Origin of the sequence: Paenibacillus xylanexedens, assembly GCF_007680605.1 — a bacterium.
In the GTDB taxonomy this organism is placed as follows: Bacteria; Bacillota; Bacilli; order Paenibacillales; family Paenibacillaceae; genus Paenibacillus; species Paenibacillus xylanexedens_B.
Genome location: NZ_VEIO01000006.1, coordinates 37,734 through 59,774, shown reverse-complemented (window position 1 = coordinate 59,774; position 22,041 = coordinate 37,734). Strand labels below are relative to the sequence as shown.

The 22,041-nt window shown below is 49.9% G+C and carries 5 protein-coding genes; 2 read left to right on the top strand and 3 right to left on the bottom strand.

Annotated elements, in window-relative coordinates:
* Positions 1-188: 188 nt before the first annotated feature.
* Together FS818_RS21870 and FS818_RS21865 are read right to left on the bottom strand one after the other, a co-directional pair.
* The gene (locus FS818_RS21870; protein ID WP_145334678.1) at positions 189-1,109 is read right to left on the bottom strand and encodes a methyl-accepting chemotaxis protein; all 921 of its coding nucleotides are present in this window, start codon (positions 1,107-1,109) and stop codon (positions 189-191) included.
* 362 nt (positions 1,110-1,471) lie between these two features.
* The gene (locus tag FS818_RS21865) at positions 1,472-1,915 is read right to left on the bottom strand and encodes a VOC family protein (RefSeq protein WP_145334676.1); all 444 of its coding nucleotides are present in this window, start codon (positions 1,913-1,915) and stop codon (positions 1,472-1,474) included.
* A gap of 108 nt (positions 1,916-2,023) precedes the next feature.
* Between FS818_RS21865 and FS818_RS21860 the strand changes: the two genes are divergently transcribed.
* Positions 2,024-2,830, top strand: a complete 807-nt coding sequence (locus FS818_RS21860) for a helix-turn-helix transcriptional regulator (protein ID WP_260989945.1) — start codon at positions 2,024-2,026, stop codon at positions 2,828-2,830.
* Complete coding sequence (locus FS818_RS29410) at positions 2,820-2,996, top strand: WYL domain-containing protein (protein ID WP_260989944.1); 177 nt, start codon at positions 2,820-2,822, stop codon at positions 2,994-2,996. Before FS818_RS21860 ends, FS818_RS29410 begins: the two co-directional genes overlap by 11 nt.
* 71 nt (positions 2,997-3,067) lie before the next feature.
* Here FS818_RS29410 and FS818_RS21855 read toward each other — a convergent pair whose 3' ends face one another.
* Positions 3,068-22,030: a non-ribosomal peptide synthetase gene (locus FS818_RS21855; RefSeq protein WP_145334674.1), complete on the bottom strand. Its 18,963-nt coding sequence runs from the start codon at positions 22,028-22,030 to the stop codon at positions 3,068-3,070.
* Between the last annotated feature and the right edge of the window lie 11 nt (positions 22,031-22,041).

Genomic DNA, 22,041 nt, shown 5'->3' with positions numbered 1-22,041 from the left:
TCCCGGCTTATTGTGTCCTGTTTACCCATAAAAATTCCGTGATTTTGGCAGGAAATGCAATGGAACACTTTCTTGCCTGATGGTGAACGACCACGATTGACTTACGGGGATTATGATGCAAACAGCAAAAAAACGACCCTGTCATGAGCACAGAATCGTTCTGGAATTCATACCATATTTATTTTCGCTTACACAATTCGGGTTACATGCTGTGCCTTATCATCCAGTAAATGAGCCGCGGCCGCGATCGTTTTGAAATCATTTAACGCAATCTCAATTCTTTCGTGACTCTGTTGCACGTAGTCCTCTACCTTTTTCGTACCATTTGTAATATTGGTAATCTCTTTGGTAATGCCGGTTACGCTGTCTCGAATCTCGTTAATTGAATTCTCCACCATGGCTGACAGCTTGCGTACTTCCTTCGCCACAATATCGAATCCTCGGCCGAACTCTCCTGCATGTGCAGCCTCAATCGCTGCATTTAGCGCCAGTAGTTGTGTCTGAGAAGAGATTTCACGAATGGTTCGCACCACTCCTTGAATGGAGCCAGCCTGTTCTTGCAGATGCGTTAGAGTAGACTGGTTAGCTGTAGATACTTCCGAGATGTAAGAAACGCTGGACATTAGTTCATGACTCCGACCAATTCCTGCATCCGCCTGCTCATTCAGCTCTTGAGATAATGCCTTCAATTCCTGAACAACGGTTGTAATGTTATTTTGTCGGTTCGTAATATCCGTAGCCATCTTGCAAACGCCAAGCACTTTCTGATTCGACGCATCGAACACAGGCATATATGTAGCTTCGAGCCATACCGATTGGCCTTTGGCATCCATACGCTCAATCTTGTCCTGAAAGCTGTTGCCGGCCAAAATACTTCTCCAAAACTCCTCATATGCCGGACTATCTGTAAATGTTCCAAAGCATAATTGCCGATGCTGCATCCCATACATCTCTTCCTTGGTATACCCCATCCTTGAAGCAAATACATCGTTCACGTATGTAACCCTGCGGTTTAAGTCGAAGCGAATAATCGCCAAACTTTTCTCCATTGCCTTAACTACTAAATCGTCCGTCACCTGATCTTGCCGCCCAGTCTCCAATAAAGACATCCAAATCCCCCACAATCCGTCCCATAGTCAATAAAGTGTTGCAATTTTAATTACTAATTGCCGTTCGATACAGATGCATTTCCTGCGATGTGTTGACTCCTAGTAAATGATACCCGAATTCGGGACTTTTGGATCACTAATTTGCACGAATCCCAAAATATATTTTTTTGTGTACATACAACCTTCATACTCTGCGGACTGCGGGCTTGTTCTTACCCTAATTCCAATGCTCTCTCCAGTTCAATATTCATTATCGATGGGGAATTAGAGAAACAAAAAAGGAAAGTTATGGGTAATCATAACTTTCCTTTTTCTGACAAACTTAATTCAAAAATATAAACAAAATGGAATCATTTCAAAACTTAAAAATCGTGCACCGTTACGCAAAGCTGAATGACAACACCAAACGGATCACGGATAATCCCGTAGCCGGGACTAAATTCATTCTTTTCATAAGGCACAAGTACCTTCACCCATTCATGTTGCGTGAGCGTCTCATATAGTCCGTCTACTTGTCTTTGATCCTGGGATTGAATGCACAGTGAGGTGCTGTTTCCCAGCTCCCACGGTCTCTCTGTATCCATCGCTTCCTCCGCAATCATGATTTTGTTCGATCCGATCTCCAGCACGGAATGGGTGATGTACTCATCCTGACCGTCAGGATATGTGAAATCGGGACTCATCTGCTTCATTTCTTTATAGCTTTTTCGAAATAATACTTTCGCACCCAACGTTTTTTCGTAAAATGTAATTGCTTTTGCCGCTTCTCCGTTCAGCGAGAGAAAGGGAATGACTTCAACTTTCATATAATTTGCCTCCTTCATTCGTCTGTCTTACACTTACCACTATAACGAATAAAAGTGCCAATACATGGCACCATAAGAAGTGAAATTGACGAAAACGAGGATAAAACATTGAATAAAACGGAACGTTTACACCATATGCTTCGCTTTATTAATCAAAAACAACACTTCACTCTACCTGATCTCATGCAAGAGTTTCAAATATCCAAACGAACCGCATTACGCGATATTGCGTCTTTGGAAGAGATGGGTGCGCCCATCTATGCGGAGTATGGACGTTACGGCGGTTACCGTCTGCTCCAGCAGATGCAGCTGCCTCCGATCTCGTTTAATACCGATGAGCTCCATGCCTTGTATTTCGCTATGCAGGCGCTTCGCAGCTTCTCGGATCTACCCTTTCAGACAACATTTGCTTCAGTTCATGCGAAATTCATGGCGGCGTTATCCGATCGACAACAGGAAAATATTTTTAACATGCAGCAGCGCGTCACCTTTAAACATACCGAACAGATCAAGAACAGCTCGCATCTGGAGCTATTGTTGAAGGCCGCCGTGCAGCAATTGGTTATTCGCATTACGTATCCTGACAAAAACGCTACTCATGATCAGTCAGAAGCAGTTTCCAAAACAAAAACCAGCATCCGTGTTATACAGCCCATTGCGCTAAATGCCAGTAAAGGGTACTGGTACTGCCAGGCATACGACCTGGAGAAAAAAGCGTATCGTGTATTTCGCTGTGATCGAATCATTTCGGCTGTGCTGACGGATATGGAACCTGTCAATCACCTTGCTGAAATACATAGTGAACATCTCCAATCCCTATGGAAACCTTCCGAACAAGCTATCTCGTTTCAATGTAAGATCAGCGATTTGGGCATGGCAATTTCAACAAAATCACTACCCATCCATGCGCCTTGAAGAACATGACGGATTCTATCTGCTCGTCGGAACCTATGAACCTCATGAACTGGAGTTCATTGTGAGCTACCTTGCAGGTTACGGTACTTCCATTAAGATTGTTGAGCCTGAGATGTTGAAGGAATCGTTGAGACAATATTATTTAAATTTGCTGGAGTATATTTAATGCTAATAAAAAAACACCCGGCAGGGTGCATGCCGAAAGAAAAACGGCATACACCCAAGCCGGGTAAAAGATTAGAACATAATATCAATGGCCTCTAGCTCATCCTGTTCCTGTTCGGATTGTCCGTTCAGGGAAATATCCTTCAGCAACATCGAAGGCTGTTCACCAATCTGGCTGATGATGAAGAGCAGATCCTGAGCAAAATTATCGATCAGATTGCGTGTAAACAACTTGGTCGCATATTCAAACTGCCCGGTCATTCCCTCATCCAGCATCGAAATGACCAAGGTCAGATCGAATTGAGCAACCGTATGTTTTTCCGGATACGATTCGATCTGGATCTCTCCGAAGCTGTGAACGTTATCTTCCTTCGTTTCCAGAGCAAACATGACATCGAATACAGGATTGCGGCTTAGGTCTCGCGGTACCTGAAGTTTCTTCACAAGCTCCTCAAACGGATAATCCTGGTGATCGTAAGCTCCGAGCATCGTTTCTTTGACTTCGTTCAAGTAAGCAAGGAATGTCTTCTCCCCCGAAGGATAATGGCGAATGGCCAACGTGTTGACAAACATTCCGATAAGTGGCTCCAAGTCGGTATTCGTGCGACCCGCAACCGGTGTGCCTACAATGAAGTCTTCTTGCCCCGAGTATTTGCTGAGCAGGATGGAATAGGCCGCCGATAACACCATATAAAGAGTAGCACCGTTCTGACTGGCGATGCGTTCCAAGCTTTCCGTCATCTGCTGGTCGATAGGGAAAGAAAGCACATCTCCCTCAAAGCTGCGAGTAGCAGGTCTGACAAAGTCCGTAGGCAGTTCAAGTATTTGCAACTCGCCTTCCAGCACGTCCAGCCAATAGGCTTCCTGTCGTTTCAGCTGTTCTTTTACAGGCTCAGACTGTTGCCAAGCGGCATATTCCTTGTATTGAATCCGAAGCGGTTCAAGAGTCTCACCGTTATACAAGCGCAACAGCTCTTCGACGAAGATGCCCATCGACATGCCATCCGTGATGATATGATGGATGTCCAGCATAAGCAAGTGCCGTTCCGCTTCCCATTCAACTAAGCCCGCACGTAGCAGCGGCGGCCGCTCCAAATCAAAGACTCGCACAAATCCATCTGCGATATTTTTCGTTTCACTTTCTGTTGCTTTCGTATACTCGACGGCAAACTCCAAGTTCGGATAAATTCGTTGTACGGGTTCACCGTCCACCATTTCGAAGCCAGTTCGCAAAACTTCATGACGAGCGATTAATCCTTGGAGTGCGGACTCGAATTGATTCCGTTCCAGACGCCCGACGAGAACCGTCATGCCGGACATGTTGTAACTAAGCTCCGCGCCCTCCATCTGTTGCTGGATGTACAACCGTTTTTGCACGGAGGAAAGCGGATAGTAATCCTTCTGGTCCAGCACCGGAATGGAGCGATATTCCTGCCACTCCAATTGACTGATGATTTCAGCCATCGATTCAATCGTCGAGTGCCGGAACACTTCGCGCAACGGCAAGTCTACACTCAACTCCTTGTGCACCTTGCTAACCAGCATTGTCGCCCGTAAGGAGTGCCCGCCAAGATCAAAGAAGTTATCCGTCACACCTATTGTTATTGGTCCGAGCACGTCCTGCCAGATGGCGACCAGTTTCGTCTCTAGCTCAGTGCGCGGCGCCACGTATTCATGTCCACCTCCAGCTCCTTCTTCTGGCGCTGGCAATGCCTTCCGGTCAACTTTCCCATTCGGCGTTAGTGGCAAGTTTTCCAGTTCTACAAAGTACGATGGGATCATGTACCCCGGCAACTCCTGGGCCAGCGCGCTACGCAGATCTTTCACTACCAGATCCATTCCCGTATCCGCTGTGTAATATGCACATAGAACTTTCTGTCCATTTGCGTCATCTCGAACCAGCACCACGGTTTCGCGCACACCTTCCACCTGTAGCAACTTCGCTTCGACTTCGCCTGTTTCGATCCGGTAGCCCCGAATTTTTGCCTGGTTGTCCATCCGACCAATGAAGTCCACGTTGCCGTCTTTCGTCCATCTCGCCAAGTCACCCGTGCGATACAACCGCTCACCTAAAGCGAACGGGCTGTCTACGAACTTTTCTTCCGTCAGCTCTGGACGGTTCAAGTATCCGCGCGCGACACCAATCCCGCCAATAACCAACTCGCCTAGCACCCCGACGGGCACCGGATTCAGGTGGGCATTCACAATGTAAAACTTCGCATTTAACCACGCCTTGCCGATAGGCACATGTCCTGTCTCTGGCAACATTTCCAGTCGCTCGTCGTAGAAACTGGAGTCAATGGCTGCTTCCGTTACACCATAAGCATTGATAATTCGGAATTGCGTGCCAAAGCGTTCCTGCAAGGTTCGATAATCTGCCACGCTGCAGCTATCCGAACTTGTGATGAGTAGCTCCATCTGGCTCATATCCAGCCGATGTTCATGCACATATTCCATAAACGGCACGATCAGCGCTGGCGTCGATTCAAAAATAGTTACCCGCTCTTGTTCAATCCAGTGGTGCAGACGCGATGGATCGATCCGGTCGTCCTTCGGCACAATCACCATCGTGCCTCCGTTATACAGCGTGCGCGCAATATCGCCCACGAACACGTCAAACGAAAAGCTGGCAAGCTGTAGCAACCGTACCGGGAAACGATCTAATCGGTATTCCCGTCGGTATCCTGCCGCCGTATTGACCAGACTACGGTGCTCGATCATGACGCCTTTGGGCTGTCCTGTCGTTCCCGACGTGTAGATTACGTAGGCCAGATCCTCTGGACGGGCTTCGTGGAAGCTGTCCATGCCAGAACTCATCGGCGCATTGGCCCGCTCCTCGCTGTACGATGCTTTGTCATCGAGATACAACACTGCAGACAACGCTAGTTCCTCTTCACCCAGCCAAGCTTCGGCACGCTCTCGCAGTGGCGTTTGCGTTAATAGTACCTTCGCTCCACTGTCTTGGAGCATGAACCGCACGCGATCTGCCGGGTAATCCGGGTCGAGCGGTACATACGCGCCGCCTGCTTTCCAGACAGCCAGCACGGCTACCAGCAAATCCACCGAACGTTCCGCAAGAATGCCGACGATGGATTCCCGGCCGATGCCGGTTGCGCGAAGTGTAGCCGCCAAACGGTTCGCCCGCTCATTTAGCTCCGCATACGTTAGTCGGTCGTTTTCGTACACAACGGCCTCCGATTCAGCCACGCGTTGCGCCTGTTCCTCAAACAATCGGTGAAATGCAAGCGCAGGAGCTGTTTCTGCTTCCGGTTGTGCAGGATTAAAGCCACCGAGAATTTGTTCTTTTTCCACAGTTGTTAAGATATCCAATTCGGCAATGGTCCTTGACGGGTTACGGAGAATGGATTCGAGCAGTTGCAAGTAATGAGATGCCATTTTCTCCACCGTTTCGGTTTTATAAAGAGCTGTGGCATATTCAAACAGATATTCCAACCCTTCCTCCATCTCCGTAACGTCTAGACTTAGATCGAATTTAGAAACAATCTCTTCGCTGTCATACGTCGATAAATGAAGTCCAGGAAGCTGGATTTCCACGTTCTCTGTATTCTGCAAAGCAAACATCGTATCAAACAACGGATTACGGCTTAGATCACGAGCCACGCCCACCTTATCCACCAGTTCTTCAAACGGATAATTCTGATGTTCAAAAGCACCCAGCGTTGTCTCCTTGATTTCCTCCAAGTAGTCAAGGAACGTTTTATCGGCAGCAGGATAACTGCGAATAGCCAAAGTATTGACGAACATGCCGATCAATGGCTGAACGTCACTGTGATTTCTTCCCGCAATCGGCGTACCGACGACCACGTCTTCTTGTCCTGTGTATTTCTGCAACAATATCGTATAACCAGCAAGTAGAACCATGTAAAGTGTTGCACCGTTCTCGGTTGCAAGCCGTTTTAGACCCTCACTTTGTTCGTTATTCATAAACAATTGAAGCGTGCGGCCCTCGTAACTTTGCATTGCCGGGCGCGGATAGTCTGTCGGCAATTCCAAAACCGGCAGCTCTCCGCGGAACATGCCCAGCCAGTAATCTTCCTGTTTGGCAAGCTGCGTCTTCTGCTCACCCGATTGCTGCCATACCGCATAATCTTTGTATTGAATACGGAGCGGATCGAGTGACTTACCGCTGTACAAATGCACGAATTCTTCAATTAATACGTCTATTGAAACGCCGTCAGATACGATATGATGCGTATCAAACATCAGAATATGCCGGTCCGGCGCCAGTTCGGCAAGACCTACACGCAGCAGTGGCGGCTTCGCAAGATCAAACGGACGAACGAATCGGCGTACCGTTTCTTCCGCTTGCTCCGCGTTGATCTGCACATATTCCACCTGGAAGACAACTTCATCATGAATCCGCTGAATCGCTTCGCCTTTCACCACTTCAAAGCCAGTACGTAGCGTTTCATGACGAGCTATGAGCCCACGGAACGCTTCTTCAAACCGCTGTCGGTCAAGCTCACCTTCGAGCAACATAGTTCCCGGTATGTTGTAACTCAGCTCGGCTCCTTCCAGCTGGTTCAAAATATAAAGACGTTTCTGGGCGGAAGAGAGCGGATAATACGCGCTCGGTTCCGCAACCGGAATAGCTGTGAACGAGCTGTTTTCCAGCTGCTCCATAGCCGTGGCCATTTCCTCGACCGTGGAATAGCGGAATACGTCGCGAAGTGGGAATTGCACGCCTAGCTCTTTATGCATTTTGCTGACCAGAGTTGTCGCCCGCAGGGAGTGTCCACCCAGATCGAAGAAATTGTCAGTTACACCCACTGCCTTCTCCCGAACAAGCACATCTTGCCAGATAACAGCCAGCTTGGCCTCCAGTTCGGTTCGCGGAGCCACATATACACGACCTTCACCCGCTTCCGGTGCCGGCAGCGCCTTCCGGTCGATTTTCCCATTCGGCGTCAGAGGTAGCTGCTCCAGTTCTACGAAGTACGACGGAATCATGTATCCTGGTAACTCGCTTGAGATAGCCCGTTTCAGATCTGCCACGGTCAAGCCTTCTTCGGCAGTATAATAGGCACACAACGCTTTCTGGCCTTCTTGATCTTCCCTTACAACGACGATGACTTCCTTCATGCCCGTTACACCCAGTAATTTCGCTTCGACTTCGCCTGTTTCAATCCTGTATCCTCGAATCTTAGCCTGGTTGTCCATTCGGCCAATGAAATCCACGTTGCCGTCTTTCGTCCATCTCGCCAAGTCTCCCGTGCGATACAAGCGCTCACCTAAGGCGAACGGGCTATCTACGAACTTCTCTTCCGTCAACTCTGGACGGTTCAAGTATCCGCGCGCGACCCCAATCCCGCCGATAACCAGTTCGCCCAGCACCCCGACAGGCACCGGATTCAGGTGCGCATCCACAATATAAAACTTCGCATTTAACCACGCCTTGCCGATAGGCACATGACCTGCCTCTGGCAACATTTCCAGTGACTCGTCGTAGAAACTGGAGTCAATTGCCGCTTCCGTCACCCCATAAGCGTTGATGATTCGGAATAATGATCCGAAGCATTCCTGCAAGGTTCGATAATCTGCCACGCTGCAGCTATCCGAACTTGTGATGAGTAGCTCCATCTGGCTCATATCCAGCCGATGCTCATGCACATATTCCATAAACGGCACGATCAGCGCTGGCGTCGATTCAAAAATAGTTACCCGCTCTTGCTCAATCCAGTGGTGCAGACGCGACGGATCGATCCGGTCATCCTTCGGCACAATCACCATCATGCCTCCGTTGTACAGCGTGCGCGCAATATCGCCCACGAACACGTCAAACGAGAAGCTGGCAAGCTGTAGCAGCCGTACCGGGAACTGATCTAATCGGTATTCCCGTCGGTATGCTGCCGCCGTATTCACCAGACTACGATGCTCGATCATGACGCCTTTAGGCTGTCCTGTCGTTCCCGACGTATAGATTACGTAAGCCAGATCCTCCGGACGGGCTTCGTGGAAATCATCCATGCCAACACCATTCGGATGGCCTAAATCACCACCGTCCACAGCACCTAACAGCTTGCCGGAGTCGAAGCCCGATGGCATACCAGAGCCAATCGGTGCATTGGCTGACTCCCCGCTGTAGGTTGCTTCATCATCGAGGTACAGCACCGCACCCAGCGCCAGGTCCTCTTCGTCCAGCCAGGCTTCGGCACGCTCTCGCAGTGGCGTTTGCGTTAATAGTACCTTCGCTCCGCTATCTTCGAGCATGAACCGCACGCGGTCTGCCGGGTAATCCGGATCGAGTGGTACATATGCGCCGCCTGCTTTCCAGACAGCTAGCACAGCTACCAGCAAATCCACCGAACGTTCGGCAAGAATGCCGACGATGGATTCCCGGCCGATGCCGGTTGCGCGAAGTGTAGCCGCCAAACGGTTCGCCCGCTCATTTAGCTCCGCATACGTGAGATGGTCGTTCTCGTACACGACGGCCTCCGAGTCAGGCGCGCGCTGCGCCTGTTCCTCAAACAATCGGTGGAATGCAAGCGCAGGAAGCGTTTCTGCTTCCGGTTGTGCAGGGTTAAAGCCACCGAGAATTTGCTCTTTTTCCGCCGCAGTCAACAGTTCCAACTGATTCACACGAATATTTGGATTAGCTGCAACCTGCTCCAGTGCCCGGGCAAAATGACCGTGGATCGACCTGATATCTTCTTCTCTGAAGGTCAGTGCATTGTACGTGAAACGTAGCCAAATATGTTCTTCCGGAATGACGGTAATGTCCAGGTCGTAGTTTGTTTGCTCAGGTGACTGGATATTGGCGATTTTCAACGCTTCTTTGTCCCCGCCAACGACCTGCTCGATCTGTTCTTCCATCGGATAGTTTTCAAAGACCATGATATGGTTGATCAAGTCGCGCTTTTGCTTACTCAGCGACTGTATTTCGAACAACGGATATGTCTCATAAGGTCCCGATGTCAGTGCCTGATCCTGAGTTTTTCTCAAAATATCAGCTACCCTTTCCGATGCTTTGCTTTGAATACGAACCGGAATGGTGTTAATAAATAAGCCAATCATACTTTCGATACCTGGAATTTCAGCCGGACGCCCGGATACGACCGAGCCGAATACGACATCCTCACTGTTGTTGTATATTTGCAGAACCAGTCCCCATACGGTTTGCATGAATGTATTAAGCGTCACCTGTTGCTGGCGTGACACCCGTTCAATTTTCCTGGTCAATTCCTTGCTGAGTTCCACATCCATTTCTGCCATCTCAAAAGCATGCTGTTTCAGCTTCATTTTTTCCTGAGGCAGTCTGGTCTGCTCGTCGTAACCCGCCAAATACTCGGACCAGTAATGTGAAGCTTGTGCAACGTCTTGCGTTTCCAGCCATTCGATATACCGTGAGTACGAAGTAACCGGTGGAAGCTCCGGCTCCCGATTCTCTTGCAACGCGAAGTAGGTGTCGAACACTTCCTTGATCATAAAAGACATGCACCAGCCATCCATCAAAATATGATGGTGGCTCCAGATCACATGGTAGGACTCGTCGCCTGTACGCAATACGGTCACTCGCATCAAAGAGCCTTGAGCCAAATCGAACTTGTTCGCTTTATCCGCGCTAACGAAATCGGCCATGGTTTTCTCCAGGTCTTCACCGCTTGCCAAGCGAATATCTTCAAAGTACACTTCACACTTTCGCTCACGGAATACCACTTGAATCGGCTCGTCTCTCCAGCCTGTAATAAAGTTGGTTCGTAGCGCCTCATTCCGTTGCACCAACGTATCCAATCCTCTAGCAAAAGCTTCGACATTCAAGTTTCCGTGCAGATCGAAGGTCACCTGTTCGAAATAAGCCTCCGAATCAGCATCCAGCAAGCTGTGGAACAACATCCCTTTTTGTAGCGGAGTCAGGGTATACACATTCTCCAGTTCGCCAATCGCCGCCACCTGTTCAGCTAACTGATCCAAATCCTCCAAGGTCACATCTTGAAGCAGTACATCACTAGGTGTAAGCTCTGGTCGCTCTATGGAAACACAATGACGGATGACTTCGCGTAAACTCGATTGAAGCAGGCTGCCTAATTTCTCTATCGTTTCCCGTTTATACTGGGTCTCCCCGTAACGGATCGTGAATTCCAGCGTGCCTTCTGACACCATACCATTGATATCGAGGACAAAATCCATCACTGCATTCGGGCTTGAATCCTCGCCGGCACTGAACGGAGAAGATTGCATGCCGTTGCTTTCGACATCCTGGTCGAACTGACCCAAATAGTTAAAGCTGATCTCTGGTTCCAAAGCGAAGAATTCACCTTCACGCGGCACCGACAAATAACGCAGAATGCCATAACCGATTCCTTTGTTTGGAATCCGGCGCAAGCCTTCCTTCACCTGTTTCACCTGATGACCGAGAGCCTGAACATGACTCAGCTCCAGTACAACTGGGAATTGACTTGTAAACCAGCCTACTGTACGGGTAATATCCACATCTGGCAAAAGTTCTTCCCGGCCGTGGCCTTCGAGATTCACCAGCACACGTTTCTGACCGCTCCAAGCTTGTACCGCAAGGCCAAGCGCGGTCAGCAGCAGATCATTCATTTCCGTATGGTATGCACGGTGTGCCTGCTTCAACAGCTGTTCCGTTTCCTCTGCTGACCAGCAAACCGTCACAAGCCCGCTGTCCTTCAGCTTGGATCTGCCTTGTTCAAAATCTTTCGGAAGTGATTCATAGGTCAATTGCTCGACTTGTTGCCAGTACGCTCTTTCGCTTTCTATTGCCGGGCTGTTGGCATAATCAGCAAGCTGTTTTGCCCACGTTTGGAATGAATCCGTTTTGAGCGGTAGACGAATGTGTTGCCCTTGCAACGCCTGCTCATAGCCAGTAGCTAAATCCTCAAGCAGAATTCGCCAGGATACGCCATCTACAACCAGATGATGAATGGCAATAAGCAGATGGTCGCCGTCGTCACAGCGGAACAAACCGAGTTTCACCAAGGGGCCTTTTTCCAGATCGATGCTCGCTTGAATGTCATTCGCCTTAGCCTCTACGGTTTCTTTCAGGTCGCGGACTCCTTTGAGATCGACAACTTCCAGATCGAACAACGCTTCATTCTCCAGGACGCCACGGTTCCAAGCCGTATAACCGTTCTCGCTTTGGCGGTAAACCGTGCGGAGAGCATCATGATGCACAACCAGCTGATGCATCGCTTGGCGTAAAACTTCCTCGTCAAAGCCTTGCTTGGAAAATTGCATAAACGCCTGGTTGCTATGATGCACATCAGCCGGATTTTGCTCAAAGAACCAGCGCTGAATCGGGGTCAAAATAACCTCACCCGTCACTTCGGCCTGGCTAGCCGTTTTTTCCACCGTTTGCAATCTTAAACTCAGGGCGGAAATGGTCGGGTAATGGAACAAATCTTTCATGACCAGCTTGTAGCCCGTTTGCAAAAGACGGGACGATACCTGCAAAGCCTTAATCGAATCGCCGCCAAGCGCAAAGAAATTGTCCTTTGTGCCGACCTGATCCACACCAAGTACAGACTGCCAGACTAACGCAAGAGCTTGCTCGGCAGCAGTACGAGGTGCCGTGTATGCAACCTCGGCGCGAACACTTCCTTCCGGTACAGGTAACGCTTTTCGGTCTACCTTCCCGTTCGGCGTAAGCGGCATCTGATCCAGACGCATCATGCGCGCAGGCACCATATGGGAAGGCAGGGCTGTGTCCAGATGAGCCACCAGCCCTTCCAGATCAAAGCTTGAATCCGCTACGACATACGCGCACAAGTATTTCTGTCCTCGCTCATCCATCCGATCCATGACAAGCGCTTGACGCACACCAGCCACATTATTCATAGCTGCTTCGATTTCGCCAAGCTCGATCCGATAGCCGCGAATTTTCACCTGGTTGTCGATCCGACCGATGAAATCTACATTGCCATCCGGCATCCAGCGGGCCAGGTCACCCGTCCGGTACAACCGCTCCCCAGCGGTGAACGGGCTATCTACGAATTTTTCCGCCGTCAAATCCGGGCGGTTTAAATAACCGCGGGCCACACCCACGCCGCCAATAACAAGCTCCCCGAGTACGCCGATCGGCACCGGCTTCAAATTCGCATCCACGATATAGAACTTGGCATTCAGCCACGCCATGCCGATCGGCACACTACCCGTCTTCGGCAGTTTCTCCATCGGCTCATCATAGAAGCTGGAGTCAATCGCGGCTTCCGTTACGCCGTAGCTGTTAATAATACGGAACTGCGATCCGAAGCGCTCCTGCAAGGTGCGGTAATCTGCTACGCTACACGCATCGGAACTTGTGATCAGTAACTGCATCGAACTGACATCGAGACCTTCGGCATACACATGTTCCATGAACGGTATGATTAACGCCGGAGTCGATTCAAACACCGTTATGGCATAGTCACGAATCCAGCCGTACAGACGGTTTGGATCAATTCGGTCATCCTTCGGTACGATGACCATGGTGCCGCCATTGTACAGCGTGCGCGCAATATCACCGACAAACACGTCGAACGAAAAGCTGGCGAGCTGTAATAACCGGACCGGAAACTGATCCAGACGGTATTCCCGCCGGTAACCAGATGCCGTGTTCACCAAGCTGCGATGTTCCACTGCCACGCCCTTCGGCCGGCCCGTTGTACCTGAGGTGTAAATGACGTAAGCCAAATCACCCGCCTTGTTCACATTTGCAGGATTGGATATCGGATCTGCCGCTTGTGTGCTCTTCTCGGCTTCTGCTGTGGCAGAGGTTTCGGCAACAGCTACTTTCACTTCCGCCTGTACCATAGCGCCCTCTTCAGTGCCTGTTTCATCCCAAGTTTGTGTACCTACAGCCCCTTCTTTCCCTCCAAGTTGGTACGTTGTCGCGTCGTCAAGCGCAAGCACCGTTTGCAGCATCAGATTTGCATCAGTACGCCAGACTTCTGCTTGCTCCAGCAGGCAAGTCTGCGTGAGCAGGACAGATGCACCACTGTCCGCGAGCATATACTCGATCCGTTCCGCTGGATAATCCGGGTCAAGCGGTACATAAGCGCCGCCTGCCTTCCATACGGCAAGCACCCCAATCAATAGCTCCGTGGAACGACCAGCCAGAATACCAACCACCTGCTCAGGCTTCACTCCGTGCGTCCGTAGTATATATGCCAAACGATTTGCTTTGGCGTTCAGCTCCGCATACGTCAGCTTGCTGTCTTCGTAGACAACGGCCAGCGCTTCTGGCGTACGCGCCACCTGTTGCTCAAATTGCTCGTGGAACGTTCTCTCCCTCCATGCTTCATCCGCTTCCAAGCCCGTACTCTCTTCCTCTTCGGAAGACTGTTTCGCGAGAGCCAGAGAGGACACGTCAAACCCAACCAGCAAATCATGCTTTTCGTTATCCGTCAGGAAATCCAGATCCGCAATCCGCGCTCCCGGCTGAGCCAGGATCGACTCCAGAAGATGCTCGTAATGCCCTGCGAGCCGTACGATGGTTTCCGGTCTGAATAACGAGGTGGCATACTCAATCTTGCAAACCAACTCTCTCCCCGCTTCCACAATATCCAAGCTAAGATCAAACTTTGCTGTCTTTTCCTCGATATCAAACAACGACCATTGCAAACCTTCCATCGTTAAATCCAGGCTCTCGTGCTTTTGTAAAGAAAACATCGTATCAAACAGCGGATTCCGGCTTAAATCCCGGTTCACCTGAAGTGTTTCCACCAGTTCCTCAAACGGATAGTCCTGATGCTCATAGGCTCCAAGCGTCGTTTCCTTCACTTCCTGCAAGTATTCCATGAACGTTCGCTCTGCCGCCGGACCCAAACGAAGAGCCAGCGTGTTGACAAACATGCCGATAATCGGTTGCAGGTCTGCGTGTGAACGGGCGGCAATCGGCGTGCCGACCACGATATCCTCCTGGCCCGCATATTTATGAAGCAATACGGAGTATGCGGCCAGCAAAAGCATGTACAGCGTTGAGCCCGTATCATCTGCAAGACGTTTAAGTGCTTCACTTTTGGCTGCATCCAGTGTAAACGTAAGCGTTTGACCGTCAAACTGTTGAACAGCTGGACGCGAGAAGTCAGATGGTAGCTCAAGAACCGGAAGCTCGGAGCTAAATACCCCGCGCCAGTATTCCTCCTGCCGCTCAATACGTTGCCGTTGCTCCTCGGATTGTTGCCAAACAGCGTAATCCTTGTATTGAATCTGCATCTCCGGTAACTCTTCCCCATTGTAAAGCCGCACGAATTCACGCAGTATTACGTCCATGGAAAGGCCGTCGGAACCAATATGATGAATATCCAGTGCGAGCAGGAACTGCTCTTCTCCCAGTTGGATCAGCAGGGCACGTAGCAAAGGCGGCGCGCTCAAGTCAAAAGGCTGAATAAAGCCTTCAAGAATGGACGCAATCTGATCTTCACTTGCTTGAAGCTTCTCGATCTTGAAACCTGCATGTGGATGGATACGTTGAACTGGCTCTCCATCTACGATTTCAAAACCGGTGCGCAGCATATCATGACGGGCTACCAAAGTGTCCAGTGCGCGTTCCACTTTGGTCTCATCCAAAGCACCTTCCAATCGCAAGGCGCTTGGGAGGTTGTAATTCAACTCCAAGCTATCCAGTTGATTCAGGACATACAGCCTTTTTTGCGCAGAAGAAACCGGATAGTATGCTTTTTCCTCTGCTTTTGGAATGGAGGTATGTTTCGTTTCTCCCAAGCTGGCAATAACCTCGGCCATCGACTCTACCGTCATATAGCGGAATACATCGCGTAGCGGGAGTTCGACGTTCATTTCCTTCCGAATTTTGCTGACAAGGTTTGTTGCCCGCAAGGAGTGCCCTCCGAGCTCGAAGAAATTGTTCAAGACTCCAATGCCGGAAAAACCCAGCACTTCCTCCCAAATTTTCACGAGTTGAGCCTCCAAATGGTTACGCGGTGCTACGTATTCAACGCCTGTGTCCATGCCACCTTGCGGCTCAGGCAGTGCTTTGCGATCGACTTTACCGTTGGACGTCAGCGGCATACGCTCCAGCTGCACGAAGTATGACGGGATCATATAACCCGGCATTTCCTGAGCCAGCGAAGTTCTCATTTCACTGACTGTCAGCGTACGATCCGCCACAAAGTAAGCGACAAGCGCCTTCTCGCCTCCGCTGTCCTCACGAGCAAGCACTACTGCCTCTTCCACGCCTTTAACATTTAGAAGCTGAGTCTCGATTTCGTCCAGCTCGATCCGGTAACCACGGATTTTCACCTGATGGTCGATCCGTCCCAGATATTCGATGTTGCCATCCGGCAGCCAGGCGGCCAAGTCACCCGAGCGATACAGTTTCTCTCCCTCCGCAAAAGGGGAATCGACGAACTTCTCCGCTGTCAGATCCGGACGGTTCAGATATCCTCTGGCCAATCCTTCCCCGGCCACATACATTTCGCCCGCCACACCAATCGGCACAGGACGGCGGTTCTCATCCAGAACGTATACGCTCAGTGTCGGAATCGGTTTACCGATATTACTTTTGGCTGCCTCTATCTCGACCCACGTAATTTCCTTATATGTCACATGAACCGTTGTCTCCGTAATACCATACATGTTGATCAGCTTCGTATCAGGGTATTTCGTCTTGAAGCCCTTGAGTAGCAAAGGACTGAGCGCTTCTCCCCCAAAAATGACGTTGCGAATCCGCAGATCGTATACATGATCTGCCAAGACCTCCCGCAACAGTTGATAAAAGTACGTTGGCGTCTGGTTCAGAATGGTGACTTGTTCGCGGCCTAACAGTGCCAGAAAATCGGCTGGATTTTTCGCTGTGAGCGGTGGTACAATGACCAGCTTACCTCCGTACAATAGTGCTCCGTACATTTCCCAAACAGAGAAGTCAAAGCAGAACGAATGGAACAGCGTCCACGTATCAGACGGCCCAAAGTCGAACAGGTTTTTGTCATTAAACAGGAGGCGCACAACGTTTTTATGCTCGATCAACGTTCCTTTCGGTTTACCCGTCGTTCCCGATGTGTAGATGACATAGGCCAGATTGTCCGGGCCAGATATTGGTTCCAAGTTCGAAACATCCAGCGCATTCCCCAAGTCTGCCTTGACATCTCCCCAAACATAATCATGCAATTCGAGCCGAGTTCCAGCAAAGTCCGTCTTCTCATGCAAATGCTTTTGGATCAGCAATAATGATGCGCCGGAATCTTCGATCATGAAACGAATACGCTCTTCCGGATAGTCGGGATCGACAGGCACATAAGCTCCGCCCGCTTTGAGAATCGCCAGAATGCCGACGACCATATCAATGGAACGTTCGGCCAGAATGGCCACCAACTGATCTGCTTCGACTCCGGTTTCCCGCAGTTTTCGTCCGAGGCGGTTCGATTGTTCATTTAACTCGCGGTAGGTCAATTGCTTCTCATTCATCACAGCAGCCACATTATTCGGATAGAGTTCTGCCTGTTCTTCGAACAGTCCGTGAATGGTTTGCTGGCGTGGGTAGTCCGCTTCCGAATCGTTAAACCCGTGCATCAGCTCGTGGACTTCCTCCCCCGTAAGCATCTCCAGTGATGCAATGTCCCCGTCCGGTTCCGCTACGATGGTTTCGAGCAACTTGCCATAATGTCTGGCGAATCGCTCCGCAGTTTCCTGTTTGTACAAAGCCGTAGCGTACTCCAACCGACATTCAAGCTGACCGTCCAACTCCGAAATATCAAGCAGCAGCTCGAACTTGGATGTCCGGTTTTCCAGCGGATAAAACGATTGCTCCAGCCCCTCGATGACAATGCGCTCGTTCTCCGTATTTTGCAGGGAGAAGAACGTATCAAAGAGCGGATTCCGGCCAGTCGCGCGCGCAATGTGCAGACTTTCCACCAAGTCCTCAAATAAATAATTTTGATTTTCAAAAGCCCCGAGTGTGATGTCCTTAACTTCATCAAGGTACGAAAGGTACGGCTTGGAACGCTCTGGACGGCTACGAATGGCCAATGTGTTGATAAACATGCCCACGATAGGTTGCACTTCTTCTTGCGTTCTTCCGGCAATCGGCGTTCCTACGATCAGATCTTCCTGACCCGAATATTTATGCATCAGGATGGAATACGCCGACAGTAGCACCATATACAGCGTCGTTCCCGTCCGTGCCGCAAGTTCTTTCAGCTTCTCCGTTCGTTCTTGTCCGATATAAAACTTTACAGTCCGGCCGTCAAAGCTCTGCACCGCAGGGCGAGGGTAATCCGTCGGTAGCTCCAAAACAGGCAATTCACCCGACAACTGTTCCAGCCAGTACTTCTTCTGCGGCTCAAGCATCAGCCCATAGGCTTCGGAATGCTGCCAAACAGCATAGTCTTTGTATTGAATGTCTAGCGGAACCAGCGTCTCACCCCGATACAAGCGGCTGAACTCGTCGAAAAGCAACGCAGTCGAAATGCCATCGGAGACGATATGATGCATATCAAACAACAGAATGTGGCGATCCTCGGCGACTTGGATCAGGCCAATACGTAGAAGTGGCGGCTTGGTCAGATCAAACGGGCGATAATAAGCCTCCACCACTTGACCTAATTCCTGCTCGTTCGCCCGGAAATAATCCACGGCAAACTGAACCTCATCATAGATGCGCTGCACAAGCTCGCCCTGAACCTGCTCGATCCCGGTGCGCAGCGTCTCATGGCGCTGAATCAGTGCCCGAAATGCTTGCTGGACACGCATATGATCCAAAGCACCTTCGAGAAGAAGCGCCGCCGACATATTGTAGCTGCGCTCGGCTCCGTCAAGCTGGCGCAGGATGTACAAACGCTTTTGTTCAGATGAAACCGGATAATACCCTGCCTGGGCTGCCTTTGTAATCTCGTATGTTTCCTGCTGCTTTAAGCTACCGATTCTCTGGGCCAGCTGTTCAATCGTGGTGTAGCGAAACACGTCCCGCAACGGAACCTCGACTTGCAGTTCCTTTCTAATTTTTGAAACCAGCGAGGAGGCCCGCAAGGAATGGCCTCCCAGGTCGAAGAAATCATCTTGAACGCCAACTCGTGCAATACCCAGCACCTGTTGCCAAATGAGAGCAATCCTTGTTTCAAGCAAGGTGCGAGGCGCTACATACTCATGTCCTGCTTCTACCTCACCGCTCGGTTCAGGCAACCCTTTACGATCAATTTTACCGTTCGGCGTCAGGGGAAGCTTATCGAGTGATACAAATCGAGCCGGGATCATATGGACAGGCAGCTCTTCCTTCAATTGAGACAGCAGATCGCTTATCTGCAAAGAAACATCGCCAGCCACGTAACCACACAAATACTTCTGCCCCTGCTCATCCGTTCGGTCGATCACTACAGCCTGCTTAATGCCAGGATAACGTAACAGAGCCGTTTCAATTTCCCCAAGTTCGATTCGGAACCCGCGAATTTTCACCTGATAGTCGATCCGGCCGATGAATTCCACGTTTCCGTCTTCCAGCCAGCGGGCCAAGTCCCCTGTCCGGTACAGACGTTCGCCCGGCACAAACGGGCTCTCTACAAACTTCTCTGCGGTTAAGTCGGGACGGTTCCAGTACCCGCGGGCTACCCCGGCACCACCAATAACAAGTTCTCCCGGAACCCCTATAGGCACTGGCTTTAATGCAACATCAACAATATAAAATCTGGCGTTCAGCCAAGCTTTGCCAATTGGAACATGGCCCGACGTCGGCAGTTTGTCCAAAGGCTCATCGTAAAAGCTGCTGTCAATCGCCGCTTCCGTCACGCCATAGCTGTTAATAATGCGGAATTGTCCGCCGAATCTTTCCTGTAACAATCGATAGTCGTTGACACTGCAAGCATCCGAGCTGGTAATCAGCAACTGCATGGAGCTAACGTCCAGCTTTTCTTCATAGATATGTTGCATGAACGGCAAAATAAGCGCAGGCGTCGATTCAAATACCGTAATGTTTTGATCCCGAATCCAGCCGTATAAACGGTTTGGATCAATCCGGTCATCCTTCGGCACAATCACCATCGTACCCCCGTTGTACAGCGTGCGTGCGATATCTCCGACGAATACGTCAAACGAGAAACTCGCCAGTTGCAACAACCGTACCGGGAACTGATCCAATCGGTACTCAAGGCGGTATGCATCCGCCGTATTTACGAGACTACCATGCTCAACCATGACACCTTTAGGATGTCCCGTTGTACCCGAGGTGTAAATCACATAAGCCAAGTCTTGCGGAGCACTGTCGGCAGATTTAAATCCCATTCCACCCGCATCCCCGGTATAAATCTGCTCATCGTCCATGGCATAAACTGCTTGAAGCTTCAGCCTGTCATCAGCCAGCCATCCTCCGGCCCGCTCCAACAAATGACGCTGTGTGAGCAACACCGATGCTTCGCTGTCACTTAACATATACTCGATTCGCTCCGCCGGATAATCAGGATCTAGCGGCACATAGGCTCCGCCCGCTTTCCAAACAGCGAGTACACCAACCAGCAGTTCGACAGAACGTTCCGCCCAGATCCCTGTAATGCTCTCCCTTCCCACGCCTTGTTCACGAAGGAGAGAAGCCAGCCGTTCTGCACGCTCGTTCAATTCGCCATACGTCAGCTGTTGGTCCATATAGATGACTGCCGGATGATCCGGTATTTCCCGCGAAAACTTTTCAATATATCGATGAAACGCTTCTCCCTCGCCCAGCTCTGCCACCGGTGGATTAAAAACGTCCAGAATGCGATGTCTCTCCTCATCACTGAGCAGAGAAAGTTCACGTACCCGTAATTCGGGAGTCTGAAGAAACTGATCCAGAACAGTTACATACTGTTCCATAATCCGATCGATCTCGGCCTCTTCGAACAGGCCAGTACGGTAAGAAGCATGCAGAATAACATGTCCTTCATTCAGCATATGGTCGAAGCGTAAGAGCAGATCGTCCATCTCATGTCTGGCAAAATGAGCCTCCAGGCGTACTTTAATTTCTTCGTACTCCTCAATTTCTAGAGGCAAATATTCCAGAGATGTGCGGAACAACTCCGAAAGATCGTTGCGTCCATGTTGCTCACGTAAATCCTGGATCAATTGGTTATACGGATATTTCTGATACCGCAAATCCGCCGTATTTTCCTTGGAAACGGTCTGGATCAGGGACAGCAGGTGAGCGTCTGGATCAAGATGAATCCGTGTGGCCACGGTGCTGACGAACATGCCTATGGTTTCTTTTTCCTTTTTGCTGGTACGATTGGCGAAAACCGTGCCGACGGGCACATCGGTGCTGTCCGTCAGCTTGTACAGCAGGGCGTACATGGTGGACAAAAATAACGTATATAAGCTGACCTGATATCGCTCACTGAAGGCCAGAATGTGTTCATACCGGGAACCATCCAAAGTGATGGCGAGTTTATTGGACTCACTGCCAACGGAGAATGATGGCACCGATTTAATGCCCGTCGTTTCAGGCAACGTGCTGTACTTTGACAGCCAATATTCCTTGCCTTTTTGATAACGTTGTGATTGCTCATACTCTTGCTCAGCAGAAATATAATCCAAATAGGAGGGAGCCTGGTCATTACCTGAGATGTCTTTATCTCTGCCATTCTCATTCTCTTTGCCTTTTTCCTTGCGTTTTTCTTTACGCAGTTTCAGATATTTTTCCATCACGGCATGCAACAAAGCATTTACGGACAAACCGTCGGCAATGATATGATTTATCGTCAAATTAAGCCATACCTGACCGTTAGCAAAATGAATAATTGTAAATTGGTAAAGGTTTTCGTCAAACACGCTTACCGGTTTTTCGCTTATTTCGTTTACCCATGTATAAAATTGTTCAGTCGTATCTAATTCGAGGTGGCTTATTCTGGCTTGCACATTCTCCAGTTCTTCAAACCACTGTGTTGGATGTTGTAAATCCCCACTAAGACGGATTCGGAATGCGTCATAGGTTTTGACGATCTCTACCGCCGCTTGCTCCAGAATTGATGTGTCGATCTGACCCGTGATTTGGTAGGTCGCAGAAAGCTTCGTGATGGACGTACCCGGATTCATAATTTCCATAAACCATATTCGGCGCTGGGCTTGCGTTAATCCGTATTGCTTGTTGGTATTTTCTCTCACATCGACACACT

Coding starts and splice junctions, on each gene's coding strand:
- FS818_RS21865 (WP_145334676.1), bottom strand. CDS start 1,915: ATGAAAGTTGAAGTCATTCCCTTTCTCTCGCTGAACGGAGAAGCGGCA.
- FS818_RS29410 (WP_260989944.1), top strand. CDS start 2,820: ATGCGCCTTGAAGAACATGACGGATTCTATCTGCTCGTCGGAACCTAT.
- FS818_RS21870 (WP_145334678.1), bottom strand. CDS start 1,109: ATGTCTTTATTGGAGACTGGGCGGCAAGATCAGGTGACGGACGATTTA.